Source organism: Nonomuraea sp. NPDC001831, from assembly GCF_042892035.1.
Taxonomy (GTDB): domain Bacteria; phylum Actinomycetota; class Actinomycetes; order Streptosporangiales; family Streptosporangiaceae; genus Nonomuraea.
The window spans coordinates 217,980-244,077 of the sequence record NZ_JBIATU010000013.1 but is presented as its reverse complement, the minus strand read 5'-3'; the positions used below and the strand labels follow the sequence as shown (position 1 = coordinate 244,077).

At 72.0% G+C, this 26,098-nt stretch carries 31 protein-coding genes and 1 riboswitch; of the genes, 17 read left to right on the top strand and 14 right to left on the bottom strand.

Translation table 11 applies throughout. The annotated features are described in order from the left end of the window. Window positions 1–1,251, top strand: coding sequence for an MATE family efflux transporter (locus ACFYYW_RS35020; protein ID WP_387655292.1), 1,251 nt, complete (start codon window positions 1–3; stop codon window positions 1,249–1,251). On the opposite strand, the gene gltX is transcribed toward ACFYYW_RS35020, so the two are convergent. Beyond that, complete coding sequence (gltX, locus tag ACFYYW_RS35015; RefSeq protein WP_387655363.1) at window positions 1,145–2,476, bottom strand: glutamate--tRNA ligase; 1,332 nt, start codon at window positions 2,474–2,476, stop codon at window positions 1,145–1,147. The two genes, ACFYYW_RS35020 and gltX, sit on opposite strands and share 107 nt — an antisense overlap. 34 nt (window positions 2,477–2,510) lie before the next feature. Beyond that, on the bottom strand, window positions 2,511–3,287 hold the full coding sequence (locus ACFYYW_RS35010) for a fumarylacetoacetate hydrolase family protein (protein WP_352319059.1): 777 nt from the start codon (window positions 3,285–3,287) through the stop codon (window positions 2,511–2,513). Window positions 3,288–3,453: 166 nt separating this feature from the next. On the opposite strand from ACFYYW_RS35010, the gene ACFYYW_RS35005 reads away from it, so the two are divergent. From ACFYYW_RS35005 to ACFYYW_RS34975, 7 genes are read left to right on the top strand one after another with little or no spacing between them, the layout of a single operon-like run. Further along, window positions 3,454–3,957, top strand: a complete 504-nt coding sequence (locus ACFYYW_RS35005) for an Asp23/Gls24 family envelope stress response protein (protein ID WP_387655360.1) — start codon at window positions 3,454–3,456, stop codon at window positions 3,955–3,957. Then, window positions 3,954–4,292, top strand: coding sequence for a hypothetical protein (locus tag ACFYYW_RS35000; RefSeq protein ID WP_387655290.1), 339 nt, complete (start codon window positions 3,954–3,956; stop codon window positions 4,290–4,292). The genes ACFYYW_RS35005 and ACFYYW_RS35000 overlap by 4 nt, the downstream gene beginning before the upstream one ends. After that, the gene (locus ACFYYW_RS34995; RefSeq protein WP_352319054.1) at window positions 4,289–4,477 is read left to right on the top strand and encodes a hypothetical protein; all 189 of its coding nucleotides are present in this window, start codon (window positions 4,289–4,291) and stop codon (window positions 4,475–4,477) included. Before ACFYYW_RS35000 ends, ACFYYW_RS34995 begins: the two co-directional genes overlap by 4 nt. After that, window positions 4,474–4,842, top strand: coding sequence for an Asp23/Gls24 family envelope stress response protein (locus ACFYYW_RS34990; RefSeq protein ID WP_387655287.1), 369 nt, complete (start codon window positions 4,474–4,476; stop codon window positions 4,840–4,842). The genes ACFYYW_RS34995 and ACFYYW_RS34990 overlap by 4 nt, the downstream gene beginning before the upstream one ends. Next, complete coding sequence (locus tag ACFYYW_RS34985; RefSeq protein WP_387655284.1) at window positions 4,839–5,486, top strand: DUF6286 domain-containing protein; 648 nt, start codon at window positions 4,839–4,841, stop codon at window positions 5,484–5,486. The genes ACFYYW_RS34990 and ACFYYW_RS34985 overlap by 4 nt, the downstream gene beginning before the upstream one ends. Further along, window positions 5,483–6,049, top strand: coding sequence for an alkaline shock response membrane anchor protein AmaP (locus tag ACFYYW_RS34980; protein ID WP_387655282.1), 567 nt, complete (start codon window positions 5,483–5,485; stop codon window positions 6,047–6,049). The genes ACFYYW_RS34985 and ACFYYW_RS34980 overlap by 4 nt, the downstream gene beginning before the upstream one ends. A 25-nt stretch (window positions 6,050–6,074) precedes the next feature. Beyond that, window positions 6,075–6,422, top strand: a complete 348-nt coding sequence (locus ACFYYW_RS34975; RefSeq protein WP_387655280.1) for an antibiotic biosynthesis monooxygenase family protein — start codon at window positions 6,075–6,077, stop codon at window positions 6,420–6,422. Here ACFYYW_RS34975 and ACFYYW_RS34970 read toward each other — a convergent pair. Then, window positions 6,419–7,015 (bottom strand): HD domain-containing protein, encoded by a 597-nt coding sequence (locus tag ACFYYW_RS34970; protein ID WP_387655277.1) that lies wholly within the window; start codon window positions 7,013–7,015, stop codon window positions 6,419–6,421. The genes ACFYYW_RS34975 and ACFYYW_RS34970 overlap by 4 nt on opposite strands. A gap of 139 nt (window positions 7,016–7,154) precedes the next feature. Here ACFYYW_RS34970 and ACFYYW_RS34965 point away from each other — a divergent pair, with 139 nt between their 5' ends. Beyond that, entirely contained in the window at window positions 7,155–8,786 is a 1,632-nt protein-coding gene (locus tag ACFYYW_RS34965; protein WP_387655275.1) for a heparinase II/III family protein, read from the top strand. 5 nt (window positions 8,787–8,791) lie between these two features. Here the strand turns inward: ACFYYW_RS34965 and ACFYYW_RS34960 are convergent, their stop codons facing one another. Then, a complete protein-coding gene (locus ACFYYW_RS34960) occupies window positions 8,792–9,523 on the bottom strand; it encodes a PIG-L family deacetylase (protein WP_352319042.1) in 732 nt (243 codons plus the stop codon). 128 nt (window positions 9,524–9,651) lie between these two features. Between ACFYYW_RS34960 and ACFYYW_RS34955 the strand changes: the two genes are divergently transcribed. Then, window positions 9,652–10,509 (top strand): phosphotransferase, encoded by an 858-nt coding sequence (locus tag ACFYYW_RS34955; protein ID WP_387655273.1) that lies wholly within the window; start codon window positions 9,652–9,654, stop codon window positions 10,507–10,509. Here the strand turns inward: ACFYYW_RS34955 and ACFYYW_RS34950 are convergent. Further along, complete coding sequence (locus ACFYYW_RS34950) at window positions 10,506–11,156, bottom strand: hypothetical protein (RefSeq protein WP_387655270.1); 651 nt, start codon at window positions 11,154–11,156, stop codon at window positions 10,506–10,508. The two genes, ACFYYW_RS34955 and ACFYYW_RS34950, sit on opposite strands and share 4 nt — an antisense overlap. Window positions 11,157–11,373: 217 nt before the next feature. Between ACFYYW_RS34950 and ACFYYW_RS34945 the strand changes: the two genes are divergently transcribed. The 3 genes from ACFYYW_RS34945 to ACFYYW_RS34935 are packed head-to-tail and all read left to right on the top strand — an operon-like array spanning window position 11,374 to window position 13,672. Further along, window positions 11,374–12,504: a sensor histidine kinase gene (locus tag ACFYYW_RS34945; RefSeq protein WP_387655267.1), complete on the top strand. Its 1,131-nt coding sequence runs from the start codon at window positions 11,374–11,376 to the stop codon at window positions 12,502–12,504. Further along, a complete protein-coding gene (locus ACFYYW_RS34940) occupies window positions 12,501–13,370 on the top strand; it encodes a response regulator (protein ID WP_387655264.1) in 870 nt (289 codons plus the stop codon). Before ACFYYW_RS34945 ends, ACFYYW_RS34940 begins: the two co-directional genes overlap by 4 nt. After that, window positions 13,367–13,672 (top strand): type II toxin-antitoxin system Phd/YefM family antitoxin, encoded by a 306-nt coding sequence (locus tag ACFYYW_RS34935; protein ID WP_387655262.1) that lies wholly within the window; start codon window positions 13,367–13,369, stop codon window positions 13,670–13,672. The genes ACFYYW_RS34940 and ACFYYW_RS34935 overlap by 4 nt, the downstream gene beginning before the upstream one ends. Before the next feature lie 186 nt (window positions 13,673–13,858). On the opposite strand, the gene cimA is transcribed toward ACFYYW_RS34935, so the two are convergent. After that, entirely contained in the window at window positions 13,859–15,436 is a 1,578-nt protein-coding gene (gene cimA, locus ACFYYW_RS34930) for a citramalate synthase (RefSeq protein WP_352352188.1), read from the bottom strand. A gap of 195 nt (window positions 15,437–15,631) precedes the next feature. Then, on the bottom strand, window positions 15,632–16,276 hold the full coding sequence (locus tag ACFYYW_RS34925) for a DsbA family protein (protein WP_387655259.1): 645 nt from the start codon (window positions 16,274–16,276) through the stop codon (window positions 15,632–15,634). Between the two features lie 133 nt (window positions 16,277–16,409). Here ACFYYW_RS34925 and ACFYYW_RS34920 point away from each other — a divergent pair, with 133 nt between their 5' ends. Both ACFYYW_RS34920 and ACFYYW_RS34915 read left to right on the top strand, forming a co-directional pair. Then, window positions 16,410–17,057, top strand: coding sequence for an O-methyltransferase (locus tag ACFYYW_RS34920; RefSeq protein WP_352319024.1), 648 nt, complete (start codon window positions 16,410–16,412; stop codon window positions 17,055–17,057). 72 nt (window positions 17,058–17,129) lie between these two features. Then, complete coding sequence (locus tag ACFYYW_RS34915; RefSeq protein WP_387655256.1) at window positions 17,130–17,681, top strand: Uma2 family endonuclease; 552 nt, start codon at window positions 17,130–17,132, stop codon at window positions 17,679–17,681. Window positions 17,682–17,700: 19 nt separating this feature from the next. On the opposite strand, the gene ACFYYW_RS34910 is transcribed toward ACFYYW_RS34915, so the two are convergent. Both ACFYYW_RS34910 and ACFYYW_RS34905 read right to left on the bottom strand, forming a co-directional pair. After that, window positions 17,701–18,798: a branched-chain amino acid aminotransferase gene (locus tag ACFYYW_RS34910; protein WP_387655254.1), complete on the bottom strand. Its 1,098-nt coding sequence runs from the start codon at window positions 18,796–18,798 to the stop codon at window positions 17,701–17,703. 199 nt (window positions 18,799–18,997) lie between these two features. Beyond that, on the bottom strand, window positions 18,998–20,044 hold the full coding sequence (locus ACFYYW_RS34905) for a 3-isopropylmalate dehydrogenase (protein ID WP_352319018.1): 1,047 nt from the start codon (window positions 20,042–20,044) through the stop codon (window positions 18,998–19,000). 99 nt (window positions 20,045–20,143) lie between these two features. Next, window positions 20,144–20,305: riboswitch (cyclic di-AMP (ydaO/yuaA leader) on the top strand. A 30-nt stretch (window positions 20,306–20,335) separates the two neighbouring features. Here ACFYYW_RS34905 and ACFYYW_RS34900 point away from each other — a divergent pair. Next, window positions 20,336–20,899, top strand: coding sequence for a C40 family peptidase (locus tag ACFYYW_RS34900; protein WP_387655250.1), 564 nt, complete (start codon window positions 20,336–20,338; stop codon window positions 20,897–20,899). Here ACFYYW_RS34900 and ACFYYW_RS34895 read toward each other — a convergent pair. Beyond that, window positions 20,883–21,875, bottom strand: coding sequence for an NAD(P)-dependent alcohol dehydrogenase (locus tag ACFYYW_RS34895; protein ID WP_387655247.1), 993 nt, complete (start codon window positions 21,873–21,875; stop codon window positions 20,883–20,885). The genes ACFYYW_RS34900 and ACFYYW_RS34895 overlap by 17 nt on opposite strands. Window positions 21,876–22,067: 192 nt before the next feature. On the opposite strand from ACFYYW_RS34895, the gene ACFYYW_RS34890 reads away from it, so the two are divergent. Continuing rightward, window positions 22,068–22,757, top strand: a complete 690-nt coding sequence (locus ACFYYW_RS34890; protein ID WP_387655244.1) for a DUF2306 domain-containing protein — start codon at window positions 22,068–22,070, stop codon at window positions 22,755–22,757. Here ACFYYW_RS34890 and ACFYYW_RS34885 read toward each other — a convergent pair. The 4 genes from ACFYYW_RS34885 to ACFYYW_RS34870 all read right to left on the bottom strand — a co-directional run bounded on the left by ACFYYW_RS34885 (window position 22,730) and on the right by ACFYYW_RS34870 (window position 26,016). Next, window positions 22,730–23,431 carry a response regulator gene (locus ACFYYW_RS34885; RefSeq protein WP_387655241.1) on the bottom strand — a complete coding sequence of 234 codons (702 nt, stop codon included), beginning with the start codon at window positions 23,429–23,431 and terminating at the stop codon, window positions 22,730–22,732. The two genes, ACFYYW_RS34890 and ACFYYW_RS34885, sit on opposite strands and share 28 nt — an antisense overlap. Continuing rightward, window positions 23,428–23,565, bottom strand: a complete 138-nt coding sequence (locus ACFYYW_RS34880) for a hypothetical protein (RefSeq protein ID WP_387655238.1) — start codon at window positions 23,563–23,565, stop codon at window positions 23,428–23,430. Before ACFYYW_RS34880 ends, ACFYYW_RS34885 begins: the two co-directional genes overlap by 4 nt. Continuing rightward, window positions 23,562–24,668: a sensor histidine kinase gene (locus tag ACFYYW_RS34875; RefSeq protein ID WP_387655235.1), complete on the bottom strand. Its 1,107-nt coding sequence runs from the start codon at window positions 24,666–24,668 to the stop codon at window positions 23,562–23,564. Before ACFYYW_RS34875 ends, ACFYYW_RS34880 begins: the two co-directional genes overlap by 4 nt. A gap of 130 nt (window positions 24,669–24,798) precedes the next feature. After that, window positions 24,799–26,016 carry an ROK family protein gene (locus tag ACFYYW_RS34870; protein ID WP_387655232.1) on the bottom strand — a complete coding sequence of 406 codons (1,218 nt, stop codon included), beginning with the start codon at window positions 26,014–26,016 and terminating at the stop codon, window positions 24,799–24,801. Between the last annotated feature and the right edge of the window lie 82 nt (window positions 26,017–26,098).

Here is a 26,098-nt window from a genome sequence, read left to right as displayed (position 1 = left end):
ATGTTCAGGCTGGCTCTCCCCATCTACGTGGAGCTGCTCACCGCCGTGGTCGCGGTGGGGGTGATCGACCTGCTGTGGGTCTCGGGGCTCGGGGAGGGCGCCCTCGCGGCCGTCACCGTGGGCACCACGGCCGAATACCTGGCCTACGGGCTGTTCCTGGCCGTCCCGACGGGGGTGACCGTGCTGATCGGGCGGCGGGACGGGCACGCGCCGATCGGGCCGGTGATCAGGACGGGCTGGGTGTTGTGGGCCGCGTTCTCGGTCGCCGTCGCCGTCCCCGGCGTGTTGCTGCGCGAGCCGCTGGCGGCCCTGTTCACCGACGATCCCGGGCTGACGGCCGGCTTCTTCCTGGTCTCCCTGGCCGGGCTGCCGGTGTTCTTCGCCCAGACCGTCGTGGACGGCATCCTCAAGGGGCTGGGCAACACGAAGACCCCCATGCGGAACGCGCTGATCTGCAACGCCCTGGTGGTCGTCCTGGACCCGCTGTTCATCTACGGCCTCGGCCTGGGCGTCCAGGGGGCCGCGCTGGCCACCGTGGCGGCGCGGCTGGTCACGCTCGGGGTGGCCGCGACCTCCCTCGTACGGCTCCGCGCCGCCGGCGGCGACGGCCTGCTCGCCGGCGAGGTGCTGCGGACGGGCCTGCCCATGTCGGGCGACTTCCTGGCCCGCTCCCTGGTGGGGATGGCGCTGGTGGAGATCGTGGCCGGGTTCGGCACGGCCGAGGTCGCCGGGTACGGCATCGGCCAGAAGATCATGCTGGCCGGCGTCATGGTCTTCTACGCGCTGCGCCAGGCGGCGATGATCCGTACCGCGCGGTCGGAGCCGGTCGGGTCACCGCTGCGGCTCGGGCTGGTGACGGGGGCGGCGGTCGCGGTCGTGCTCAACCTGGTGGCCGCGCCCGCGGCCGGGCTGTTCACCGACGACCCGACGGTGGCCGTGGGCTTCCTGCGCTGGATGGCGCTCTACCTGGTGCCGTTCGGCGGGCTGATCGCCGTCGGCGGGGTGCTCCAGGCGAGCGGAAGGGGCAGCCGCCTGCTCGCCGCCACGCTGGCGGGCTTCGCGGTGCAGCTGCCCCTCGCCTATCTGCTGAGCTCGTGGCTCGGTGTCACGGGGGTGTGGCTGTCGATGGCCGTCGGGTCGTCGCTCAGCCTCGCAGGCGCGCTAGCGCCGCTCGGATCCGCTCCATGGAGCGCTCGCGCCCGAGCACCTCGATCGACTCGAACAGCGGCAGGCCCACCGTCCGGCCGGTGATCGCCACGCGCACGGGGGCCTGGGTCTTGCCCAGCTTGAGCCCGAGCGGCGCGCCGACCTCCTCCAGGGCCTCCTTGAGCGACTCAGGGTCCCAGGCGACCGTCTGGAGGCGGTCGAGATAGCCGTCGAGGATCTCCACCGGGGAGTTCTTCATCGCCTTGTCCCAGGACGGCTGGTCGAAGACGGGCTCGTCGAGGAAGAGGAAGTCGACGTTCTGCCGGATCTCCGACAGCACGCCGATGCGGGTCTGGGCCAGCGCCGCGACCTTGCTGAACAGCTCGCGGTCCCAGGTGGGGTCGAGGTAGGGCGAGCAGCGCTCCTCGAAGGTCTCCAGCGGCAGGGCCCTGATGTACTCGCCGTTGAAGGCCCGCAGCTTCTTCTCGTCGAAGAAGGCGCTGGCGGAGTTGACGTCCTCCAGCCTGAACAGCGGGACCATCTCCGCCCACGGCATGATCTCGCGGTCCTCACCGGGGCCCCAGCCGAGCAGCATCAGATAGTTGACCATGGCCTCGGCGAGGTAGCCCTCGTCGCGGTAGTCCTCCAGGGCCACCTTGTCGCGGCGCTTGGACAACTTCTTGCGCTGCTCGTTGACGATCACCGGCAGGTGGGCCCAGACCGGCGGGTTGGCGCCGAGCGCCGGCCACAGCAGCACCTGCTTGGCGGCGTTGCCCAGGTGCTCCTCGCCGCGCACGACGTGCGTGATGCCCTGGGTGATGTCGTCGACGGCGTTGGCCAGCACGTAGAGCGGCGAGCCGTCGGTGCGGGCGATCACGAAGTCTTCCTGGGCCTCGTTGGGGAACTCGACGTTGCCCCTGATCAGGTCTTCGACGAGGGTGACGCCCTCGTCGGGGGTGCGGAAGCGCACCGCGCCCTCGCTCAGGCCGCGCTCGCGGCAGAACCCGTCGTAGCCCTTGTGCTCGGAGCCGGTGCGGGCCACCAGGGTCTCGCGGGTGCAGTCGCAGTGGTACGCCCTCCCGTCGGCCAGCAGCTTGGCCACGGCCTCGCGGTGCTGCGGCTCGTAGGCCGACTGGAAGTAGGGGCCCTCGAACACCGGGTTGGTGCCGTTGATGCCGATCCAGTCGAGCGCCGAGATGATGCCCTCAGTCCACTCAGGACGGTTGCGCGTGGCGTCGGTGTCCTCGACGCGCAGGACGAAGCGGCCGCCGGACTGTTCGGCGAGGGCCCAGTTGAACAGCGCCGTGCGGGCGCCGCCGACGTGGAACATGCCGGTCGGGGACGGGGCGAAACGCACCCGTAGATCAGTCACGGGAGACCACCTTGTTCGTGAGAGTGCCGATGCCTTCGATGCCGACGCTGACCTCGTCGCCGATCTCCAGCGGGCCGATGCCCGCCGGGGTGCCGGTCAGGATGACGTCGCCGGGGATCAGCGTCATGACGGCGCTGACGTAGGCGACCAGCGCGGGGATGTCGTTGATGAGCTGGCTGGTGCGGCCGCTCTGCCGGATCTCGCCGTTGACCGTGGTGGTCAGCGCGAGGTCGCTCGCGTCGAGATCGGTCTGGATCCAGGGCCCGAGCGGGCAGAACGTGTCGAAGCTCTTGGCCCGGGTGAACTGCACGTCCTTCTTCTGCAGGTCGCGGGCGGTGACGTCGTTGGCGCAGGTGTAGCCGAAGATGACGTCCTTGACCCGGTCGACGGGCACGTCGCGGCAGAGCCTGCCGATCACCACGGCCAGCTCGCCCTCGTAGTCGACCCGGTCGGACAGCGAGGTCGGGTAGGCGATGGCCTCGCCGTGGCCGATCACCGACGTGGACGGCTTCATGAAGATGAGCGGCTCGTCGGGCACCTCGTTGCCCATCTCGCGGGCGTGCTCGGCGTAGTTCCTGCCGATGGCGACGACCTTGCTCGGCAGCATCGGGGCCAGCAGCTTCACCTGGGACAGCGGGAAGCGCTCGCCGGTGAACTGCACCTGGCCGAACGGATGGCCGGAGACCGTGGAGACGAACTCCTCTCCAGGGCCGCCTTCGACCACGCCGAACGACACGCCTTCGCCTGTGGAGAACCTCGCTATACGCACCTGACAAGGCTATCGCCGCCGCCGGAGGGGTCCGCCCACCGCCAAAAAAGTCAGGAACTCTCCATAAATGCCCCCAGAGTCCGTTTTGTAGCGCATCGTCGGTGGTTAGGCGGATATCTCTGCTTATCAGAGACTTCTACGGGGGTGACGGAACGTGCCGGACACGATGGTCAACCAGACTTCTGCCGTACCGCGGGCCAGAACGCAGGAGGGCGGGCCGGCGACTTCGCTGGTCACCGACAAGGGCACGACGAGCATCGACGACGTCGTCGTCGCCAAGATCGCCGGACTGGCTGCACGCGAGGTCTCCGGCGTCTACGCCATGGGCGGCGGCGCCGCCAGGGCGCTCGGCAACGTGCGCGGGATGGTCGGCGGTGAGCGCAGCGTCGCCCAGGGCGTCTCGGTCGAGGTCGGCGAGCGCCAGGCGGCCGTGGACATGGACCTGGTCGCCGAGTACGGCACCGCCATCCCCGACCTGGCCGCGGCTGTGCGCAGGAACGTCATCGCGGCGGTCGAGCGCATGTGCGGCCTGGAGGTGACCGAGGTCAACATCAGGGTGGACGACGTGCACCTGCCCGGCCAGGACCGCGACAGGGACCGCGACAGGGACCGCGGCAGGAGCGACGGCAGGGGCGAGGACGCCGAGCAGCCGGAGCCCCGGGTCCAATGACCGGGCCCGGCGCCACCGCCTATACGCGGGCCGACGCCGACGCCGACGCCAAGGCGGAGGCCGAGACGCTGGCCGAGCTCGTACGGGCCTGCCCGGGGGTGGCGGGGCTGTCCGGCGGCCCGTTCGGGACGGTGGCGACGTACCTGCCCGGGGCCCGGGTCATGGGCGTCTCGGCCGACGGGGACACGGTGGAGATCGCCATCGTGGCGACCCTGGAACGGCCGCTGCCCGAGACCGCCGAGGACGTCCGCCAGGCGGTGTGGGAGCCGGGCGGCGGACGTCCCGTGAACGTGCACATCGACGACGTGGTGATCGACGTGGTGGAGGAATCATGAGCAACGTCCCTTGGCTGCCGGTCATCGGCATGGCGGTCGGCATCATCCTCGGACTCGCGGGGGCCTTCGGCGGCCTCGGCGCGTTCCTGCTCGTCCTCGTGCTGGGCGCGGTCGGCTTCCTGGTCGGCAAGGTCGCCGAGACCGGCGAGGTGAACCTGTCCGGCCTGACCGCGAGGCGGCGATGACCACCACTCCCCACGTCACGGTTCCCCGGCAGCGGCTCGCGCCGGCGGCCGAGCCCGAGCGGCGGGGCCGTACGGAGGTTGCCGAGCGGGTGGTCGCCAAGATCGCCTGCTGCGCGGCGCGGGAGGTGCCGGAGGTGCTCGACGTGCGGCTGGGCGGGGCGCCGTGGACGCATTCGTCCAGCGCCGAGGTGCGCGGCGAGCGGGCCACCCTGAAGCTGGACGTGACCGTCGCCTACCCGGCCCCGCTGCACGCCGTGGCCGCGCGGCTGCGGGAGCACGTGCGCAACCGGGTGGCCATGCAGACCGGCCTCGACGTCACCCGTCTCGACGTGATCATGACCGATCTGACGGGAGGCCCGGCATGACCCGCCCTCTCCCGTCCGAGGAGCCCGAGGAGGCGCGGGGGGCCGTCCCGGTGGGAGCGGGGGAGCCGGGGGCTGCGCCGCCGCGGGACAAGAGCGCCGACCGGGCCGCGGTGCGCGCGTTCCGGCCGCAGCGCCGGGTGCCCGCCATCGTGGTCGCCGTCCTGCTCACGCTGCTGGGGCTGCTGGTCGCCGCCGAGACGATCTCCGCGCTGGCCGGCAGCCCGTTGCGATGGCTGCCCTACGACCGGATGCTGGCGTGGGCGACCACGACGCCGTGGTCCGACCCGCTGTTCCTGACCGGGGCCGCGATCGTGGCGCTGGTGGGCCTGGCGCTGCTGGTCACGGCCCTGGTGCCGGGACGGCCGCGGATGGTCCCCGTGCGGACCGGCGACCCCGACCTGATCATCGGCGTGCGTCCCAAGAGCTTCACCAGGGCCCTGGAGCACGCCGCCGAGGAGGTGCCCGGGGTGCGCTCGGCGCACGCCAGCCTGCGCGGCCACACGGTCGCCGTCACCCCCGCCACGTCCGGCTGGGACGACGAGGGCTTCGGCCGGGCGGTGCGCGAAGCCGTCCTCACCAGGCTCGCCGGGCTGGACCCGGTGGAGCCGTACCGGGTGGCGGTCAACGTCAAGGAGCGCCGATGAACAGGAAGACCGGCCGCGGCAACCGGTGGGGGCTGGCCCTGGTGGGGCTGGTGCTGGCCGTGCTCGGCGGGCTGACGCTGGCCCGCGGGCTGCTGGGGCCGTCCACGCCGATCGTGGACGCGGGCGTGCGCGGGTTCTTCACCCGCAACAGCCCGCCCGTGTGGTGGGCCGTGGCCGCGGCGTCGGTCCTGGTCGCGCTGCTGGCCCTGCGCTGGCTGGTCGCGCAGGGTCGCAGGGACGCCCGCACCCGGCTGCGCCTGGAGGCCGGCCCGGACGGCGTCACCGAGATCGCCGCGGGCGGGATGGCCCACGCGGTCGCCGCCGACGTCGCGGCCAGCCCCGCCGTCCTGAACGCCGACGCCGACCTGGTCGGCCCGCGCGGCCACCCGGAGGTGCGGCTGCGCGTGGCCGCCGACGAGGCCGCCCCGATGAGCGAGCTGAGCGAGCACCTGTCCCGGGTCACCCTGCCGAACCTGCGGGACGCGCTGGACAGGGATCACGTGCCGGCGGTGGCCCGCGTTAGCCTGGAGCCCTCACCTGCGACGCAGCGGGTCGTGCACTAAGGCTTTCGCCGAGAGGGGTCCTCCGTTGTCCATCGTGAAGATCAACGTCCTGACCGTGCCCGCCGAGATGCGGGAGGAGCTGGAGCGGCGGTTCTCCGGCCGGGCCGGGATGGTCGAGTCGGCCGACGGGTTCGAGTGGTTCGAGCTGCTGCGGCCGGTCGAGGGCACCGACCAGTACCTCGTCTACACGCGCTGGCGCAGCGAGGAGGACTTCCAGGCCTGGCAGCAGGGCCAGGCGTTCCAGCGCGGCCACGCCCAGGCCGCCGCGGGGCAGGGTCAGGGGCAGGGGCACGGTCACGGGCAGGGCCCGGCGGCGACGGACTCCCAGGTGTGGAGCTTCGACGTCGTGCAGAGCGCTGGGCCCAAGGGCTAGGCGTCGAGGGGGTTGGCGGCGATGCGGTCGGCGATCCCACCGCGCACGAACCGGCCCGCGAAGCTCGACGGCTTGCGCGCGCCCTGGTCGGCGATGCAGGCGGCGAACTCCTTGGCGATCTCCAGCCGCGGGTAGCGCTCCAGCACCTCGCGCCGCACGCCGTCGGGGATGTCCTCGGTACGCCGGCCGGAGATGTCCATGCCGGTGGAGAGCTCCAGCAGGTGGCCCTCCGGGTCCTCCTCCACCGGCACCTCCTCCCACATGTGCCGGATGATCACCTCGGCGGCGCGCAGCCGGCGCTCGGGCGACCAGCCGGCCCCCGCGCAGAAGGCCCAGGCCACGTGGCCGCCGGCCTCCTCGTACGGCACCGTGTGGCTGTCGAACTCGGCGACCAGGCCGATGTCGTGCAGCATGGACGACACGTAGAGCAGCTCGGCGTCGAAGTCGATCGCCCTGCTCTGGGCGTACGCGGCGGCCCACAGGTACGCGCGCAGCGAGTGGTTGAGCAGCGAGGGTGTCTGGTAGCGGGTGGCCACCTCCAGCGCGCCGCGGCAGGCGGGCGTGTCGGGCAGCACGATGTCGTCGAATCTCACGGCTCCAGCATGACATTCACGCCGCCGCAGGCACCGGCGGGCATCGGGCCGTTAACGATCCGGTACGCGACTTGACCGGTTGATCGTGATTCCGAAAGCATGTCCCGCCCTCACTTTCTTGTCCGGAAGGAACCCTGGCGTGCGCCGGCTCGCGATACCTCTTGCCCTCACGCTCGCGCTCGGCGGGCTGACGAGCCCGGCGCAGGCCGCCGACAAGGTGACCCGTACCGCGCAGTGCCAAGGCGACTGGCTGCCGGGCACGCCGACGGCCGAGGACGTCATGAAGGGCGAGATCTCGCTGGTCGGGCTGCCGGCGTACAAGCTGGGCAAGGACGTCGACTGGGGGGCGAGCCCGTACCGGAACCGGTCGTGGGAGTTCGTCTTCCAGTCGTTGCGCTGGATGGGCACGCTGGTCGTGGCCTACGAGAACACCGGCGAGCGGCGTTACCTGGATCGTGCCACCGAGATCACCAAGGACTGGGTGGCGAACAACCGGCGCGGGGCCGCCGCCACCAAGCCGTACGTGTGGAAGGACCACCCGGTCTCGCTGCGCACGCAGCCGTTGTTGTGCCTGAGCATGCACGTCAAGGAGAGCTGGCTGAAGGACAGCCTGGCCGACCACGCCAAGCTGCTGTCGGACGCGCGGCTGTACAAGAAGGGCCACAACCACGGCATCGACCAGGACATCGCCCTCATGGGCATCGGCTGCCGGTACGGCCGCTCCGACTGGTCGAACCTGGCCTCCAGGCGGCTCACCGGCACGGTCAAGCTCGACGTCGACTCCCAGGGCGCGCTCATGGAGCAGGCCCCCCGCTACGCCGTCTACGTGTACGGCCGCCTCCAGGTCGCCATCGCCAACATGAAGGCGTGCGACCGCAAGGTGCCGGCCGAGATCAGCCGGCGGGCCGAGGCGCTGAAGGACTTCATCGCCCACTCCACGATGCCCAACGGCTACATGGTCCCGATCGGCGACGGCAGCGCCGAGACCGAGCCGAAGATGGAGACCGGCACCCCGAAGCAGAAGGTCAAGGTCTACAAGGCCGGTTACGTCTACGGCCGGACGGCCTGGGGCAAGCCGGACTCGTCGTACTACTCGATCAGGTTCGGGCCCGGCATGAAGTTCCACGGGCACGAGGACCACCTGGGCGTGACGTACTACGCGCAGGGCCGCGACATCCTCATGGACGGCGGCTTCCACTCCTACGAGAAGAGCGCCTACCGCTACTGGACGCTCTCCCCCGAGGCGCACAACGTGCCGACGGTCGAGGGGGCCCGGTTCCGGCCGCGCACCTCGTCCAAGCTGACCAAGACCTCCTACGGCAAGGACCGGCAGGCCTTCCGCCTCACGGACCGGGCCTACGGCGTGAGCCGGACGCGTTCGGTGCTGGTGAACCACGGCCAGGACCTGATGGCCGTGCTCGACACGGCCTCCGGGGGCAAGAAGGTCAGGAACGTGTGGCGGTTCGCGCCCTCGTACAAGGTCGTCTCGAACGGCGGCGGCAAGGTGGTGCTGGCCGACGGCGCCTTCAAGGTGACGCTGATGCAGTTCTCCTCGTGCGAGCGGGTCGGCGGCCAGAAGGTGGAGCGCGGCGGCAGGCTGGGCTGGGTGTCGCCCACCTACCTGGCCAAGGACGCGACCAACGTGGTGGTGTCGCCGGCGGCGAAGTCGCTGCTGACGGTGATCGTGCCGGGCACCGGCTCGCCCGAGGTGTCGTGCTCGGGAGGCAAGCTCAAGGTCGAGGGCGAGACCCTCTCCGCGGGCCTGCTCTAGCCGGTCTAGAAGGCGATCCGCCGGTACCACTCGTTGGCGAGCATCTGGGCGCGGGCCCGCTCCGGCAGCCCGGTCAGCATGGTCATCGACGCGCCGCGCTCCACCTCGGACTCGTGGGCGAGCATGGCCGCCCACTTGCGCTCCGACCAGCGCGAGACGTCGATCGCGGCCGAGACCTGGTGGTCGGGGACCCCGGGCAGCGCCTGGCCCGGCTCCGGATCGGCGCCGAAGACCGCCCGCCAGTGGGCCGTCACGACCGAGCGCGGGACGGTCGCCAGGTAGAGCGCGTGCGGCCGCCAGGGGTCGCCCGTGCCGGGGTAGAGCTGGTCGTAGCCGGCCGCCTCGACCGCGGCCAGGGTGACCCGGTGCACGTGCACGTGGTCGGGGTGGCCGTAGCCGCCGAAGCCGTCGAAGGTGAGCACGACGTCGGGCCGGACGGCTCTGATGTGCTCGACCAGCAGGCCCACCGCCTCGTCGAACGGCACGTCGAGGAAGCGCGGACGGCCGGGGGCGGACTCGGGCTTGCCCGCGTCGGCCAGGCCGAGCAGCCGGGGCTTGCCCGCGCCGAGGATGTCGAGGGCCCGTTCCAGCTCCCGCGCCCGCTGGGTGCCCTCGGCCCAGGTGCAGGTGACGACGGCGGTCGTGGCGCCCTCGTCGGCGTATTTGGCGAGGGTGCCGCCGGTCCAGATCGCCTCGTCGTCCGGGTGGGCGTGCACGCCGAGCACACTGAAGCTCATGGGTCACCATCGTATGGAGGCCGGGCACCGGCCGGGACCCGCGTAGGCTCTACGCGTAACCCTCCCCCTCCGAGTCCCCTCGAAGTCCCCTCGAAGTCCCCTCGAAGTCCCCTCGAAGAGATGAGCCGATGAGCCAGCCCGTGCCCCCTGACCTGCTGGAGATCGCCGACGCGCTCGTGCCCGGCGCTCCCCTCCGCAGTGCGCGGCTCGCCCCCGGCGGGATGCACGACGTCGTGCTGCTCCCCGGGGTGGCGGCCGTGCGGGTCGGCCGGCGGCCGAGCGTGAGCGCGGCGCTGCCGCGGCGGACCGAGCTGCTGCGCGCGATCGCCGCCGCCGGGCTGCCGTTCGCGGTGCCCGAGCCGCTGACGCCGGTGACGACGTTCGGCGAGCGCGCCGCCGTGGCCGTGTCCTGGCTGGACGGCGCCGGTCTCGGCGCGGGCCAGGGCGATCCGGCGCTGATCGGCGAGTTGCTCGGCGCGCTGCGCGAGCTGCCCGTCACCCCGGAGCTGCGCGCCCTGCTGCCCGCCCCGCGCTCGTACGCCGGGCCGGCGAGCTGGAGCACGATCCTGGCCGAAGAGGTCATCCCGCGCTTCCCGGCCAGGTGGCGGGAGGAGGGACGCCGGCGCCTCGACGACGCCCTGGCCCTGGAACAGGTCCCCGACACGCTGGTCCACGGCGACCTCGTCGGCGACAACGTCCACTGGGACGCGAACGGCAAGCTGGTCGGCGTCCTCGACTGGGACCGGGCCCACCTGTTCGACCCGGCGATCGACGCGGCCTTCATGGGCTGGCACGGCTGGGCGCACCTGCGCGACGCCGTCGACGCCGGCACCTACCGGCGGGCGGTCACGTGGGAGCGCGCGTTCGGCGTCAACCAGCTCGTCGCCCTCCTCGTGCTGGCCGGCGAACCCCTGACGCTCGTGGACAGCTTCACCACCCACGTCGTGGCCTGGCTGGACGAGGACGGCGGCCCCGACCGGCTCTAGGCCGCCCGTTCGCGCGGCGCCGGCGTGCGGATGATCGACACGCCGACGGTGCCGAACGCGGCCAGCAGGACGACCGGGCCGCCGATGCCGAGGACCAGGTTCCACGCGCTCGCGCCGAACAGCCACACCACGATGCCCACCAGCACGCCCGCCGGGAACCACCAGCCCGCCAGCCCCGCCCGCGCGTACGCGACCGCGACGAGGACCAGGCCCAGGAAGGACCCGATCATCCCGGGCAGCTGCCAGGCGGCGATGAGGGCGGGCTGCGCCGCGTCCCGCATGAGCTGCTCGGCCTGCGCGACGGGCAGGGCGTCGAAGAGCACGATGTCGAAGAAGTCCGAGATCATCAGCGACGAGAAGTCGGTCAGGCCGAGCACCGCGAGCGCGCCCGCGACGGTGGCCAGCGCCCTGCCCTTGCCCCGGACGAGCAGGACCATGCCGATCACCCCGGGCACGAACAGCACCCAGCTGTAGTGCAGGAGCGTCGCGCTGACGCCCACGGCGCCCGGGTTGTGCGCGTAGACCAGCGGGTCCTCGACCCCGGGCTCGGACGGGTCGGTGATCATTCCGAGGATCAGGCAGACCGGGGCCAGGACGAGGCTCGCGCCGGCCAGGAAACGGCGGATGGAGAGTGCGTCGGTGAACATGCCGGGCACGGTAGGCGTCGATCGCCGGGGCCGTCGTCAAGGCAGGCTTGGACTCGGCGTCCCCCTTCCGGCGGATTCCACTGCGTTCGGGGGAGTCCGCCGCCTTTCGCAGGATTGCGCTGCTTTCGGTAGAGTCCGCCGCCTTTCGCTGGAGTCCGCTGCCTTTCGGTGGAGTCCGCTGCGCATTGCGACAATCCGGGCGGGCTACTCTCGCCTCATGCTCCACCGCCGTTCCCCCTCCCCCGTCGACTGGCTCGTGGCGGCGGTCGTGGCCCTGTTCGCGGTCGCGGAGGAGGTCAGCGTGCGCTCGATGGCCTCTCCCCGCTCCCATTTGCTGCTGTGGATCGCCGCCGGGCTGGTCACGGCCGTCGCGGTGCTGTTTCGGACGCGCGCGCCGTTCGCGATCCTGGTCGTCTACTCGGCCGCCAACATCGCGACGTTCGCGCTGACGCCCGGCTCCCCCGCGGCGTGGCAGTTCTACACCCAGCTCGTGCTGCTGTGCACGCTGCTGGCCGAGGTGCGTCCCGACAGCGCGCGGGCCGTGGCCGGGCTGACGGCGACCGGCGTGTTCGTGGCCGCCATGCTGTCCAGGACCTCCCCTCCGTCGGGATGGGGGGACGTCGCCGTGGCGCTGGTGATGTGCGCCATCGCCGCCGGAGCCGGCCTGGCCGTACGCCGCCACCGCGTGCTGGCCGTGCAGGCTGCCGAGCGCGGCGCGCTGCTGGCCCGCGAGTCGGTGCAGGAGGAACGTGCCCGCATCGCCCGCGAGCTGCACGACATCGTCGCGCACAGCGTCAGCGTGATGACCATGCACACCGGCACCGTACGGCTGCTCCTGCGCGCGGACCAGGAGCCCGAGCGGCAGGCGCTCACCACGGTGGAGGCGGCCGGCCGGGAGGCCATGGAGGAGCTGCGGCGCATGCTCGGGCTGCTGCGCGGCACGCAGGCCGGCGACCTGCTCCCGCAGGCCGGGCTCGACCGGCTGGAGGACCTGCTGGAGCAGTTCAGGTCGGCCGGGCTCGACGTCACGCTGGCGGTGTCGGGCGAGCGGGTGTCGTTGTCCGCCGGGCTGGATCTGTCGGCGTACCGGATCGTCCAGGAGGCGCTGACCAACACCCTCAAGCACGCCGGGCCGACGCGGGCGGCGGTGCGCGTCTCGTACCTGCCGGCGGAGCTCCGGCTGGAGATCACGGACCGGGGGCCGCGCGGCCCCCGGCCGCCGTCGGGCGGGGGCGGCGGCCACGGCCTGATCGGCATGCGCGAGCGCGCCGCCCTCTTCGAGGGCACGCTGACGGCGGCGCCCCTCCCCGAAGGCGGCTTCACGGTACGGGCGGAGCTCCCCCTGTGACACCCTCCTCCTCAGAACGCCCGGCCACCCCCGCCGCCGCCACCCCCGCGCGCGCCGTCTCCGCCCGCGATGCCCGGCACGCCTCCACCCCCGCTTCCGCCCGCGGTGCCCGCAGCGCCCGCGATGCCCGCGATACCCGCGGTCTCTCCGCCGATCCCGCGCTTGACGAGCCCGGCCGCGCGATCGGTGTGGTGATCGCCGACGACCAGGCGATGATCAGGGCCGGGCTGCGCCTGATGATCGGCACCCAGCCGGACCTGTCCGTGCTGGGCGAGGCGGCCGACGGCGAGCGGGCCGTGGCGCTGGCCCGCGACCTGCGCCCCGACGTCGTGCTGCTCGACATCGCGATGCCCCGCCTGAACGGCCTGGAGGCCGCCCGCCGCATCCTCGCGACCCCGGCGCCCCCGCGAGTGATCATGCTGACCACCTACGACACCGACGAGAACCTCGACCTCGCGCTGCACGCCGGGGTCAGCGGCTTCCTGCTCAAGGTGTCGCCGCCCGAGCACCTGTTCGCCGCCATCCGCAGCGCCGCGCGGGGCGACGTCCTGCTCGACCCGGCGGTCACCGGCCGCGTCGTGGCGGCCTACCGGCGTACGGCACCGGCCCCGGCGCCGTCGGCCACGGGGGTGACCGCCCGGGAGGAGGAGGTGTTGCGGCTGGTGGCGCAGGGCCTGTCCAACACCGAGATCGCCGGCACGCTGTCCATCACGGAGGCGACCGTCAGCACCCACATCAACCGCCTGCTGACCAAACTCGCCCTCCGCGACCGCGCCCAGATGGTCCGCCACGCCTACGAATCCGGCCTCGTCCGCCCCGGCGACCCCCGGGCGACGTCCCATCGATCAGATAATTCGATTCCATGAAGGTGATGACCGCCACCGAAGCGTCCAGAAGCTTCGCCGCCGTCCTCGACGAGGTCGAACACGGAGAGACGATCGTGGTTACGCGCGGCGGGAAGCAGATAGCCGTGATCGGACCGGCTCCCACGGCGCCGGGCCGCATGGTCAAGGCGTTCCTGGCGAGAAGCGCGGCCTCCTTGGACGCCGACTTCGAAACCGATGTCGGCGCAGCCCGCGAGGCGTTCGACGACGAGATGAGGGACACGTGGCCCGGCAGCGCCCAGTGGGTCCGCCCGGGTCACCCCTTGCCCCGCACCCACGGCTGAGGGCCGCCCTTTCCGCAGGGCGGCCCTCAGCCGCGAGGGTCGCTCGGAACGGGCTCCCGAAGACCCACCCGGCGAACGGGCGGGTCGGGCCGCGGGGTGCGCCGAAGGCGCCGGATCAGGAACGCCTGAACGCCCCTGGGCGCGCAGCGCCCTACAAGCGAAGACCGCTCGGAGCGCTCCCCAGAGTCAGCCGCAGTCGCGGCCCGCGCGCAGCAGGCCGTACGTGACCGCCTGCTCCAGCGCCTGCCAGGAGGCGTCGATGATGTTCTCGGCCACCCCCACCGTCGCCCACTCGGCGGTGTCGTCGCTGGAGGTGATGAGGACGCGGGTGACGGCGTCCGTGCCGTGGGTGCCTTCGAGGATGCGCACCTTGTAGTCCACCAGCTCCAGCCGGGCCAGCTCGGGGTAGAGCTGTTCGAGCCCCTGCCGTACGGCCTTGTCCAGGGCGTTCACGGGGCCGTTGCCCTCGCCGGTGGCGACGATGCGCTCGCCCTTGGCGTGCAGCTTGACGGTGGCCTCGCTGACCAGCTCGCCGCCCTTGGTCCGTTCGACGATGACCCGCCACGACTCCACCTCGAAGTGCCGCCGGCGCGCCCCCTGGACGGTGTCGCGCAGCAGCAGCTCGAACGACGCGTCCGCGGCCTCGAAGGTGAAGCCCTGCGACTCCAGCTCCTTGACCCGCTCGACGAGCGTCTTGGTGTGCTCGGGGGTCAGCTCGTAGCCCAGCTCGCGGCCCTTGAGCTCGACGGAGGCGCGGCCGGCCATGTCGGAGACGAGCATGCGCATGTCGTTGCCCACGGCGGCCGGGTCGATGTGCTGGTAGAGGTTGGGGTCGACCTTGATGGCGCTGGCGTGCAGACCGGCCTTGTGGGCGAAGGCGGACATGCCGACGTAGGGGGCGTGCGAGTTGGGGGTGACGTTGGTGACCTCGGTGATCGCGTGGGCGATGCGCGTCATGTCCGCCAGCGCCTCCCGCGGCACGAGGTCGAAGCCGCGCTTGAGCTGGAGGTTGGCGACGACGGTGAAGAGGTTGGCGTTGCCGGAGCGCTCGCCGTAGCCGTTGGCGCAGCCCTGGACGTGCGTGGCGCCCGCCTTGACCGCGGCGAGGGTGTTGGCGACGGCGCAGCCGGTGTCGTCGTGGCAGTGGATGCCGACGCGGGCCCCGGTCTGGACGGCCGCGTGCACGGTCTCGGCCAGCTCGTCGGGCAGCATGCCGCCGTTCGTGTCGCACAGGGCGATGACGTCGGCCCCGGCTTCGGCGGCGGTCCGCAGCACTTCCAGCGCGTAGGCTGGGTTGGAGGTGTAGCCGTCGAAGAAGTGCTCGGCGTCGAGGAAGACTCGCTGTCCCTCCGCACGAAGGTGAGAAACCGTATCGCGGATCATCGCGAGGTTCTCCTGGAGAGTCGTGCGGAGGGCCAGCTCCACGTGCCGGTCGTGGCTCTTGGCGACAAGGGTCACGACCGGCGCGCCGGATTCGCGCAATGCGGCTACCAATGGGTCGTCGGCGGCCTTCACACCGGCCCGGCGGGTCGCGCCGAACGCGGCGAGCTGCGCGTGCTTCAGGTCGAGCTCTGTTCGAGCGCGCCTGAAGAACTCTGTGTCCTTGGGGTTGGCGCCCGGCCAGCCCCCCTCGATGAAACCGACGCCCAGGCTGTCCAGCTGCCGTGCGATGGCGAGCTTGTCGACGACGGTGAGGTTGAGTCCTTCCTGCTGCGCGCCGTCGCGCAGGGTCGTGTCGTAGACGTGGAAGCGGTCGTCGGCCATGAAGTCTCTTCTTTCGGATCCGTGTTCTGGAAAACAAAAAGACCCCTCACGGACGTGAGAGGTCTGCGCGCTGGCGGTGTCCCTTTGTCAGCCAGCGCGCCTGCCGATAATGAGCAGACCGTAGAACATGGTGCCTGTCAGTCTGCCACAGGGATTCACCATCTGGCACATCGGTCTCAACTTGTGGACACGAGCTTACACTTGCACGCCCGCGCCCCCGGTGACGGCGCGTTCGAGCGCCGCCGGGTCGAACACCTCGTTGCCGAGCTGCTGCCCGTCGAGCAGGACGGTCGGCGTGCCCTGGATGCGGATCTTCGAGGTCTCCGCCAGGTGGGTCTTGGCGTACGACTGCGAGGTCACGCACTCGTCCACCGAGGCGCCGGCCTTCCTGGCGGCGGCCACCAGCTCCGCCACGGTGAAGCCCGAGGCCGAGCCGTGCGGGGCGGGCTGCATGGCGTAGAGCTCGTCCCTGAAGGCCAGCCAGTTGTCCTCCGGCACGCATCGGGCGGCGGCCGCGGCCCTGATGGAGTTGGAGCGCATGGGCTCGTCCTGGAAGATCGTCACGGGGTGGAAGACGACCTTGAGCCTGCCCTCCCTGGCCAGCTTCTGGATCGTGCCGTCGACCTTGGCGTGCATCTCCTTGCAGATCGGGCAGTCGAAGTCCTCATACACGTCGAGGACGGGCGCGTGGCTGGACCTGTCGGCCAGCACCATCGAACCGTCGAGCTGCCTGGTCAGGCGTACCGACCCGGCCGTCTCACCCGGCTCCGAGAAGGCCAGCACACCCAGCACCACCAGCGCCGCACACGCGACCACGACCGCAACCAACCGCTTCATCATCCGCCCACTTCCAGCTCACCGATCGCGCAGACCCTACCAACGCCGGAACCCCTCTCCGGACAGCCGGCCGGGGCGGCTCCCTCATTGGTACCTGATGACGATGAGAGAACGCTGTGAGGGGAGAATGACCTTCATGAAGGCGAACCTCCTCGACCCCGCGGTGGGCCGGTACATCCTCGACCACTCCACCCCGCCCGACCCCCTGCTCGACGAGCTGGCGCGGGAGACCGCCGAGGCGACGGGCGACGCCGCCAGGATGCAGATCTCCGCCGACCAGGGCCGGTTCCTGACCATGCTGACCCAGCTCACGGCGCCGGCCGTGGCGGTCGAGGTGGGCACGTTCACCGGCTACTCGTCGGTGTGCATCGCGCGGGGGTTGTCCGGCGGGCGGCTGCACTGCTTCGACGTGAGCGAGGAGTGGACGTCGATCGCCCGGCGCTACTGGGAGCGGGCCGGCGTGACCGACCGCGTCTCGCTGACGCTCGGGCCCGCCCTGGAGACGCTGGCCGCGTTCGACGAGCCGATCGACCTGGCCTTCCTCGACGCCGACAAGGGCAACTACCCCGGTTACTACGAGTTGCTGGTCGAGCGGCTGCGGCCGGGCGGCCTGCTGCTGGCCGACAACACGCTGCGCAGCGGGCACGTGGCCGACCCGGCGCACTCGGAGACGACGACGGTGCAGATCCGCGAGTTCAACGACCTGGTGATCGAGGACCCGCGGGTGAGCGTGGTCATGCTGCCGGTCGCCGACGGGATCACGATGATCAGGAAGAACCACTAGATCGCGGGACGCCGCCGCCGTTACTCTGAGTGATCCTTCGGAAACCCCCCGGCGAAGCATGAGGACGGCGGCATGGTCAGGCCCCTGGAAGAGCGCTACCGCACCGTGCGCGAGCTGTTCCCCGAGTTCCGCATCGAGACGGTCCAGGGCCGGATCGTGGTGAACGAGCCGGGCACCTGGCAGCACAACACGATCCTGTCCCGGACGTTGTTCCAGCTCGCCGCCGCGGCGGCGGTCCGGGGCTGGGAGATCTGGCCGAACATCACCGTCTACCTGGGCCCCGGCCACGACCTCTACGTGCCCGACCTGGCCGTGGTCCCGCCCCGGCCGCGTCTGCACGAGGAGCATGCCGTCCACGGCGCCTCGACGATCCTGCTCGTGGACGTCGTCTCGGTGGCCACGACGTACGACGTGCACTTCGTCAAGACGGGCGGTTACGCGCGCGGCGGGGTGCCGCTCTACCTGGTGATCGACCCGTTCCAGCGGCTGGTGACGCTGTTCGGCGGGCCGGGCGGGCGGCGCTACCGCAGCGAGAACGTCGTCTCCCTGGGCGAGCCGGTGTTCCTGCCCGACCCGTGGAACCTCCACGTCGACACCGCGGCCCTGACGGAGGCCGGCGCCTGAACGCCGGCCGTCCGGGCCTCTAGCCGATCTTGTGGATCCAGTTGCGGGTGTCGGGACGGGCGCCGTACTGGATGCCGACGAGCTCCTCGCGCACCCGCATCGTCACCGGGCCGGGGGTGCCGTCGGCGATGGTCCAAGCGCGGTCGTCGCCCCTGACCGAGCCCACCGGCGTGACGACGGCGGCGGTGCCGCACGCGAACACCTCGGTCAGCTCGCCGGAGGCGCAGGCGGACTCCCACTCGTCCACCGAGACCAGCCGCTCCTCGGCCTCCAGGCCGAGGTCGCCGGCCAGCTCCAGGATCGACTCCCGGGTGATGCCGGGCAGCAGGGTGCCGGTGAGCGCCGGGGTGACGAGCTTGTTGCCGAAGACGAAGAACAGGTTCATCCCGCCCATCTCCTCGACGTACTCGTGCTTGTGGGCGTCGAGCCAGACGACCTGGTCGCAGCCGTTGTCGACGGCCTGGCGCTGGGCGACGAAGGCGGCGGCGTAGTTGCCGCCGCACTTGGCGAAGCCGGTGCCGCCGGGCGCGGCGCGCGTGTACTCGGTGGACAGCCAGACCGAGACGGGCTTGATGCCGCCGCTGAAGTACGAGGCCGCCGGCGAGGCGATCACCATGTACTTGTAGGTCTTCGACGGGTAGTTGACGCCGAGCCCGGCCTGCGTGGCGAACATGAACGGGCGCAGGTAGAGGCTGTGGCCCTCGGTGGTCGGCACCCACTCCTTGTCGGCCGAGACCAGCAGCTCCAGCGACTCGACGAACGCCTCCTCCGGCAGTTCGGGCATGGCCATGCGCTCGGCCGAGCGGTTGAAGCGGGCGGCGTTCGCGTACGGGCGGAAGGTCGCGATCGAACCGGAGATCTGCCGGTACGCCTTCAGGCCCTCGAACAGCTCCTGCGCATAGTGGAAGACCGAGGTCGCGGGGTCGAGCGAGAGCGGCCCGTACGGCATGAGCCTGGCGTCGTGCCAGCCCTCGCCGTCGGTGTAGTCGATCGAGATCATGTGGTCGGTGAAGACCTGCCCGAACCCGGGGTTCGCCAGTACCTGCTCCCGCTCGGCCGCGGTGCGAGCGTGGTCGGAATGCTGCACGTCGAAGCTGAGCTTCTGAGCGATGGTCATGACGACGGTCCTTCTCTCTACGAATCTGCGACTCGAAAGCTGATTCTGGTAGCTACTGCCCGCGAGCAGTATTCGTACTTCCTAGTGTCTCGCGATTTGGGATGGCAAGAGGCACTTGGGGGGTTCAATCCCGAAGAACGCGAAAAAGCGCCTGGCAGTCCGCGTTCGGACCGCCAGGCGCGTGCGGGGCTAGACGGTCCTAGCCGGCTACTCGCGCGGCGATGTCGTCGCCGATCTCGCTGGTCGTGCGGCCGGCGCGGCCGGTCACCCGCTCGGCGATGTCGGCGGCCACGGCCTGCTCGACCTTGGCGGCCTCGGCGTGCAGGCCGAGGTGGTCGAGGAGCATGCCCACGGACAGGATGGTGGCGGTCGGGTCGGCCTTGCCCTGACCGGCGATGTCGGGCGCGCTGCCGTGCACCGGCTCGAACATGCTCGGCGAGGTGCGCTCGGGGTTGATGTTGCCGCTGGCCGCCAGGCCGATGCCGCCGGCGATCGCGGCGCCGAGGTCGGTGATGATGTCGCCGAACAGGTTGTCGGTGACGATCACGTCGAAGCGCTCGGGCTGGGTGACGAAGAACATCGAGGCCGCGTCGATGTGGCTGTAGTCGGTGGTGACGTCGGGGAACTCCGCGGCCACGCGGTTGACCGTGCGCTGCCACAGGTCGCCGGCGAAGGTGAGCACGTTTGTCTTGTGGACGAGCGTGAGCTTCTTGCGGGGCCGCGACTGGGCCTTCTGGAAGGCGTAACGCACGACGCGCTCGACGCCGTGGGCGGTGTTCAGCGACTCCTGGGTGGCGATCTCGTGCGGCGTGCCGCGGCGCATGACGCCGCCGGTGCCCGCGTAGAGGCCCTCGGTGCCCTCGCGGACGACGACCATGTCGATGTGCTCGGCGGTGGCGCCGGCCAGCGCGGTCTCGACGCCGGGGAACAGCTTGACCGGCCGCAGGTTGACGTAGTGGTCGAACTCGAACCGGAGCTTGAGCAGCAGGTCGCGCTCCAGGATGCCGGGCGGCACGCTGGGGTCGCCCACGGCGCCGAGCAGGATCGCGTCGTAGCCGCGCAGCTCTTCGAGCACCGCGTCGGGCAGCGTCTCGCCCGTGCGGTGGTAGCGGGCTGCGCCCAGGTCGTAGTGGGTGGGCTCGATCTTCGTGCCCACGGCCTCCAGGACCTTGAGCCCTTCGGCTACGACCTCGGCGCCGATGCCATCCCCGGGGATGACGGCCAGGCGGATGTTACGCGACTCCATGGGCGGTACCTTACCGGCTCGTCTCGGCTGACGAACACATCATCTCAACAACCGGACAATCCGTTTTGGGGGGATTGCGACCTTTTGACCGTTTCGTTAGAGTCCGACGAGCCTAATCCACGCAGCCGCTGCGTGGAGCCGGGGACCCATCTTTTCCCCCCGGGGCGAATCGGCTGCGCCTCTCCCCCGAGAGCGCCGCCGTAGGGCTACTTCCAGGCCCGAGCCCGTCAGCTAACCCGGTCGGCCACGTGGAAGGACAGTCCCCTGTCTAGCATCGCCATCTTTTTGGCGGTGGCAGCGGGCGCCGCAGGTCTCGCGCCTGCCGCCCCCGCGGCTCCCGCCGCTCCGGCCGCCCCCGCCCCCTCCGTCACCCTCACCGGCCCCCAGGTGAAACAGGTCCAGGAACGGCACGTGCCGAAACCGGCCTGGAAGGTCGCCCTCGAATACGCCATGGACAAGCGCGGCACCCCGTACGTGTGGGGCGGCGCCAGCGAACGGGGCTACGACTGCTCGGGCCTCATGCTCCGGGCCTACGAGGACGCCGGCATCGAGCTCCCCAGAACCGCCGCGGAGCAGTACGGCGCCTTCTCCAGGAAGATCTCCTGGAAGGACCTCAAGCCAGGCGACCTGGTGTTCTTCAGCGGCCTCGGCCACGTCGGCATGATCTCCAAGCCCGGCTACATGGTCCACTCCCCCCACACCGGCGACGTGGTGAAGGAGGAACGCCTGTCGCAGTGGCGCAGGCAGGCCTTCGTCGGCGCGGTACGCCCCGACCCCAAGGGCGTCAAGCGCTGGGCCGACTACAAGCAGCTCCAGAAGGCCCCCGCCCCCGCCATGCTCACCGCGACCCTGTGACGACGACCTTCCCCGGGGCGTGCCCCTCCTCCTGGTAGCGGACGGCCGCCGGGAGCTCGCCGAAGGGGAAGGTCCGGTCGATGACCGGGGTGACCGCGCCCCGCTCGATCAGCCCGGTCAGCGTCAGCAGGTTCGCCCTGTTGCTCCCGCAGCGGACGACGTCCGCCCTGACGATCCGCTGCGGGACGAAGGGCCCCGACGCGAGCGCGGCGAACATGTGGCCGGCCGGCTGCACCCAGCGGCCGGCCGGCCCGCCGACCAGCACGTACGTGCCCTTCCTGGTCAGCACGCGGCGGCAGTCCGCGAGCCGGCGACCGCCCGCCACGTCGAGCAGCAGGTCGAAGCGCCGGCCCGAGGCCGCGAAGTCCTCCTTGGTGTGGTCGATGACGTCGTCCGCGCCGAGCGAGCGGACCAGGTCCGCGTTCCGCCCGCTGCACACGCCCGTGACGTGCGCCCCCAGCGCCTTGGCGAGCTGCACGGCGAACGTGCCCACGCCGCCGGACGCGCCGTTGACCAGCACCTTCTGGCCCGGCTGGAGGCGTCCCTCGTCGCGCAGCGCGATCAGCGCGGTGTTGGCCGCCATCGGCACCGCCGCCGCCTGCTCGAACGACAGTCCCGCCGGTTTGGGCGCCACCTCGCCCTGCCGCAGGCAGACGTACTCGCCGAAGCCGCCCCCCAGCGACATCGCGTACACCTCGTCGCCGGGACGGAACAGCGTGACGTCCTTGCCGGCCGCCTCGACCTCCCCCGCCACGTCGGCCCCCAGGACGGCGATGCGCGGCCGGCGCAGCCCGACCCCGCCGCCCATGACCCGGGCCAGGTACGGCTCCCCCCGCATGAAGTGCCAGTCGTAGGGCTGCACGGACGTGGCCCGCACCCGGACCAGCACCTCGTCGTCGCGCGGCACGGGCCGCTCGACGTCGGTCAGGACGAGCTGGTCGGGCGAGCCGAACGAGCTTAGGACGTACGCCTTCATCGTTTTCTCCCTCGTGCCGCTGATGTGCCGCTGATGTGCCGCCAGTGTGGGCGTGACCTGCGCGGACGCTCAACGGTCGAAAGGCGACGGCTCGATGGCCGAAAGTACGACCGCCCGCCCGCCGATGGTGCGAACCGGGATGGGCCGTCCGCGCGATGACCGGGCACGGGCGCAGGCGGCACGCTCTCAGGCATGAGATGGATCGCACCCGCCGGGCTGCTCGCGCTCAGCGTCGTCCCGCTGGTCGCCGGCGCAATCCGGCTGACCGAACTGGCCGCCGGCGCCCCGGTCACGGCGGACAACGGGCGTTTCTTCGCCATGCCCGTGCCGGTGCTGCTGCACATCCCGGCTTCGCTGGCGTTCTGCGTCCTCGGCACGTTCCAGTTCCAGGCCCGGTTCCGGGCCGGGCGGCCGGGGTGGCACCGCGCGGCCGGGCGGGTGCTGGTGGCGTGCGGGCTGGTCGCGGCGCTGTCGGGGTTGTGGCTGACGCTCTTCTCCGACCTTCCCGCCGGCGACGGGACGCTGCTGGCCGCCTTCCGCCTGCTGTTCGGGACGGCCATGGCCGTCTGCCTCCTGCTCGGCCTGGCCGCGATCCGGCGGCGTGACGTGGCCCGGCATCGCGCCTGGATGACCCGCGGGTACGCGATCGGGCTCGGCGCGGGCACGCAGGCGTTCACCCTGGCGTTCGGCGCTGCCGCCTTCGGGCCGCCCGGCGAGCTCGGGCGGGCGCTGCTCGTCGGCGCGGGCTGGATGATCAACCTGACGGTGGCCGAGTGGGCCGTCCGCAGAGCCCGCAGAGCCCGCAGAGTCCGTGGAGGTCGCGGAGGTCGGGGAGGTCGTGGAGGTCGTGGAGGTCAGGTGCGTACGCGGTCGGTCTCGTAGGCCCACATGGCGATCTCGACGCGGTTGCGCACGCCGAGCTTGGTCATCAGGCTCGCGACGTGGCTCTTGACCGTGCTGAGCGAGATGTGCAGCTCGCGGGCGATCTCGCTGTTGGTCCGGCCGCGGGCCACGGCGCGCAGGATCTCCTCCTCGCGACCGGTGAGCGCCTCGACCGGCTGCGCGGGCGCCTCCGTACGCCCGGCTCCGGCGAACGCGGCCAGCAGGCGCGCGGTCACGCTCGGGGCGATGAGCGCCTCGCCGCCGGCCGCCGCGGTCACCGCCTGGGCGAGCAGCGCCGGGCCGGCGTCCTTGAGCAGGAAACCCCTGGCCCCGGCGCGCAGGGCGGCGTAGACGTACTCGTCGAGGTCGAACGTGGTGATCACGACGACCGCCATGGGGTCGGCGACGTCGGGCCCGGCCAGCTCGCGGGTGGCCGCGATGCCGTCGAGGCCGGGCATGCGGATGTCGAACAGGCACACGTCGGGGCGCAGGCGGCGGGCCAGCTCGACGGCCCGCCTGCCGTCCCCGGCCTCGCCGACGACCTCGATGCCGGGCTGGGCGTCGAGGATCATCCTGAGCCCGGTGCGGGCGATCTCCTGGTCGTCGGCGACCAGCACCCGGATGGCCGCCGCCCCCTCCGGGCCACTTCCCGCAGCCTCCGGCCGCTCGCTCACGCCGCCTCCTCACGCACTCGCCCGACCTCCCGCCGGGCGTTCATGCCGCCCTCCTTACGCACGCACCCGGCTTCCCGCCGGGCGTTCATGCCGCCCTTCTTCCGCACGGGCGCGGCCTCCCGCCGGGCGTTCATGCGGTCTCTTTCGGCAGGACGGCGGTGACCGTCCAGCCCCGGTTGGGGTTGGGGCCCGCCTCGCAGGTGCCGCCGAGCAGGGCGGCGCGTTCGATCATGCCGATCAGGCCGTAGCCGGGGGCGGCGACCCCGCCGGCGCGGTCGCCGTCGTCGCTCACGGTCAGGCGTACGGCGGCGTCGTCGGCGGTGACCCGGACGGTGATGTGGGTGGCGTGGCGGGCGTGCCGCCGGGCGTTGGTGATCGACTCCTGGGCGATGCGGTAGAGCGCCGCGCCGGCCGAGGGCGGCAGGTCGCCGAGCCCGTCCGCGATCTCCACCTCGACGGCCGGGCCGACGCGCGGGCGTCCGGCGAGCCGCCGCAGGTCGTCGAGGTGGCGGCCCGGGGTCAGCTCCGCCGGCTCGTTCCTGCGCAGCACGCGGACCATGGCCCGCATCTCGGCGAGCGTGCGCGACGCCTCGGCCTCGATCACCCGCAGCGCGTCGGTGGCCGCGCCCGGCTCGGTGGCGGCGGTGGCCAGGCCCGCCTGGGCGCGGATGGCCATGGCCGAGACGTGGTGGGCGACGGTGTCGTGCAGGTCGCGGGCGAGCTGTTCGCGTTCGAGCAGTTTGACCTGGTCGAGCTCGCGCAGCCGCGCGCCGGCCCGGTAACGGAAGGCGCTGCCCAGCCCGACGGTCGCGACCAGCACGCCGAGCGCCGGGACGACGTCGCCGGGCGCCATCCGTCCGGAGGCCAGCGACAGGCCGACCGCGACCAGCCCGGCCGCCATCCCGATCACGGCCTCGCGTCCCGAACCCCACCGGAACAGCGCGTAGAGCACGATCGTGACGAACGCCAGCGTGTACGTCTCCACCGGCTCGCCACCGGTCAGCAGCGGGGCCACGGCGGTGGCGCCGAACACGAGCGCGACCATGAGCAGCGGCCTGGTCCTGCGCCACAGCAGCGTGGGGATCAGCGCGACCGTGACGGCCGTCGAGATCACCGGCCACCGAAGGTCGGGCCGGAGCACGCCCTCGATCACCGCGGCCGGCACGAGCGCCGCGACGAGCGCCCAGTCGCGCCACACCCGCACCGGCGGGCCGGGAGGACGAGGCTCATGCCACACGGAACGAAGGAGGCCGGCCACCTCCTCATCGTAAGTCCCCCGCATCGCCCCAAACCCCCCAAAGGTGCTCCAGGCTGGGTGTCGGGACCTCGGGGCGCAGAGCCACCGGCCTGCGGGGGCGGGGCTGGGGTCAGTGTTTGCGGGCGTCGAAGATGAGGTCCCAGGCGCGGGCCTTGGCGTGGGCGACCGCGCCCAGCAGCACGCCGCTGTCGCCCAGCGCGCTGGCCACCACCCGCGGGCGCAACGGCCCGAGCTCGGCGATGCGCCGCTCCACGGACGCGCCCAGCAGGTCGAGATTGCGCCCCACTCCCCCGCTCAGCACGATCACCTCCGGATCGAGCACGGCGGCCACGGCCACCAGCAGCCCGCCGATGCGGCGGCCCTCGGCCTCCACCACCGACCTGGCCGCCTCGTTCCCCTCGGCGGCGGCGGCGAAGACCTCCCTCGCCGTCTCCAGCTCCAGCCCCGCCGCCCGCGCGGCGCGCACCACGCCGGGCGCGGAGGTGGCCGCCTCGGTGGCCCCGTGCGTGAAGGGGTCGCCGTCGTGCGCGAGGAAATCGGCGTCCTGCGCGAAAGGGACGGCGGGCGGGGCGGAGGCGGGAGGGTCCTCGGCAGCCGGGATGTAGGAGACCTCGCCCGCCGCCCCCCGCGCCCCGACGTACAGCTCGCCGTTGATCACGATGCCCATGCCGACGCCGGTGCCGATGGACACCAGGGCGAAGTTGGCCTTGCCCCGCCCGGCCCCGTGGACGTGCTCGCCGACGGCGGCCAGGTTGATGTCGTTCTCGATGACGAGGTCGACGCCCAGGGCGGCGTGCAACCGGTCGGCCAGGTCAGGCGGGCCGGGCAGGTTGGGGGCGAAGTCGAGGCCGCCGCGCACGGGGTCGTACACGCCGGGCGAGCCCACCACCGCGCAGGTGATCGAGCGCCACTCGACCTCGGCCTCGCGGGCCGCCGCCCGGGCCAGCTCGCCGACCAGCGCGGCCAGCTCGGCGGAGGTGCGGGCCGTGTTGCGGCCGTCGGTGCGCCCCGCGAACGTGCCGCGCAGGTCGGCCACGGCCACCCTGATCCAGTCGCGGCCGATGTCGATGCCGGCGACGTGGGTGGAGGCGGCGTTCACGTCGTAGAGCGAGGAGACCGGGCCGGGCCGCCCGGAGACCTCGCCCACCAGGTGGACCAGGCCGTCCTCGGCCAGCCCCGCCAGGGCGGCCGAGACCGTGGGCTTGGACAGGCCGGTGCTCTTGGCCAGGTCGGCGCGCGAGGCGGGGCCGTGCTCGTGCAGCTGGTCGAGCAGACGGCGCTCGTTGAGCACCCGCAGCAGCCGTGGATTCGCCAGGTCGCGTCGCATGTCCGGCCTCCCTCCGAGGTGCACTCTAGCCAACACGCCTGATAGTAAACTACCTTTCTTACCAAGCGGGGGCGGGCATCTT

Coding starts and splice junctions, on each gene's coding strand:
- ACFYYW_RS35020 (WP_387655292.1), top strand. CDS start 1: ATGTTCAGGCTGGCTCTCCCCATCTACGTGGAGCTGCTCACCGCCGTG.
- gltX (WP_387655363.1), bottom strand. CDS start 2,476: ATGTTCCACGTCGGCGGCGCCCGCACGGCGCTGTTCAACTGGGCCCTC.
- ACFYYW_RS35005 (WP_387655360.1), top strand. CDS start 3,454: ATGGTCAACCAGACTTCTGCCGTACCGCGGGCCAGAACGCAGGAGGGC.
- ACFYYW_RS35000 (WP_387655290.1), top strand. CDS start 3,954: ATGACCGGGCCCGGCGCCACCGCCTATACGCGGGCCGACGCCGACGCC.
- ACFYYW_RS34995 (WP_352319054.1), top strand. CDS start 4,289: ATGAGCAACGTCCCTTGGCTGCCGGTCATCGGCATGGCGGTCGGCATC.
- ACFYYW_RS34990 (WP_387655287.1), top strand. CDS start 4,474: ATGACCACCACTCCCCACGTCACGGTTCCCCGGCAGCGGCTCGCGCCG.
- ACFYYW_RS34985 (WP_387655284.1), top strand. CDS start 4,839: ATGACCCGCCCTCTCCCGTCCGAGGAGCCCGAGGAGGCGCGGGGGGCC.
- ACFYYW_RS34980 (WP_387655282.1), top strand. CDS start 5,483: ATGAACAGGAAGACCGGCCGCGGCAACCGGTGGGGGCTGGCCCTGGTG.
- ACFYYW_RS34960 (WP_352319042.1), bottom strand. CDS start 9,523: ATGAGCTTCAGTGTGCTCGGCGTGCACGCCCACCCGGACGACGAGGCG.
- ACFYYW_RS34955 (WP_387655273.1), top strand. CDS start 9,652: ATGAGCCAGCCCGTGCCCCCTGACCTGCTGGAGATCGCCGACGCGCTC.
- ACFYYW_RS34950 (WP_387655270.1), bottom strand. CDS start 11,156: ATGTTCACCGACGCACTCTCCATCCGCCGTTTCCTGGCCGGCGCGAGC.
- ACFYYW_RS34945 (WP_387655267.1), top strand. CDS start 11,374: ATGCTCCACCGCCGTTCCCCCTCCCCCGTCGACTGGCTCGTGGCGGCG.
- ACFYYW_RS34935 (WP_387655262.1), top strand. CDS start 13,367: ATGAAGGTGATGACCGCCACCGAAGCGTCCAGAAGCTTCGCCGCCGTC.
- cimA (WP_352352188.1), bottom strand. CDS start 15,436: ATGGCCGACGACCGCTTCCACGTCTACGACACGACCCTGCGCGACGGC.
- ACFYYW_RS34925 (WP_387655259.1), bottom strand. CDS start 16,276: ATGATGAAGCGGTTGGTTGCGGTCGTGGTCGCGTGTGCGGCGCTGGTG.
- ACFYYW_RS34920 (WP_352319024.1), top strand. CDS start 16,410: ATGAAGGCGAACCTCCTCGACCCCGCGGTGGGCCGGTACATCCTCGAC.
- ACFYYW_RS34915 (WP_387655256.1), top strand. CDS start 17,130: ATGGTCAGGCCCCTGGAAGAGCGCTACCGCACCGTGCGCGAGCTGTTC.
- ACFYYW_RS34910 (WP_387655254.1), bottom strand. CDS start 18,798: ATGACCATCGCTCAGAAGCTCAGCTTCGACGTGCAGCATTCCGACCAC.
- ACFYYW_RS34905 (WP_352319018.1), bottom strand. CDS start 20,044: ATGGAGTCGCGTAACATCCGCCTGGCCGTCATCCCCGGGGATGGCATC.
- ACFYYW_RS34895 (WP_387655247.1), bottom strand. CDS start 21,875: ATGAAGGCGTACGTCCTAAGCTCGTTCGGCTCGCCCGACCAGCTCGTC.
- ACFYYW_RS34890 (WP_387655244.1), top strand. CDS start 22,068: ATGAGATGGATCGCACCCGCCGGGCTGCTCGCGCTCAGCGTCGTCCCG.
- ACFYYW_RS34880 (WP_387655238.1), bottom strand. CDS start 23,565: ATGAACGCCCGGCGGGAGGCCGCGCCCGTGCGGAAGAAGGGCGGCATG.
- ACFYYW_RS34870 (WP_387655232.1), bottom strand. CDS start 26,016: ATGCGACGCGACCTGGCGAATCCACGGCTGCTGCGGGTGCTCAACGAG.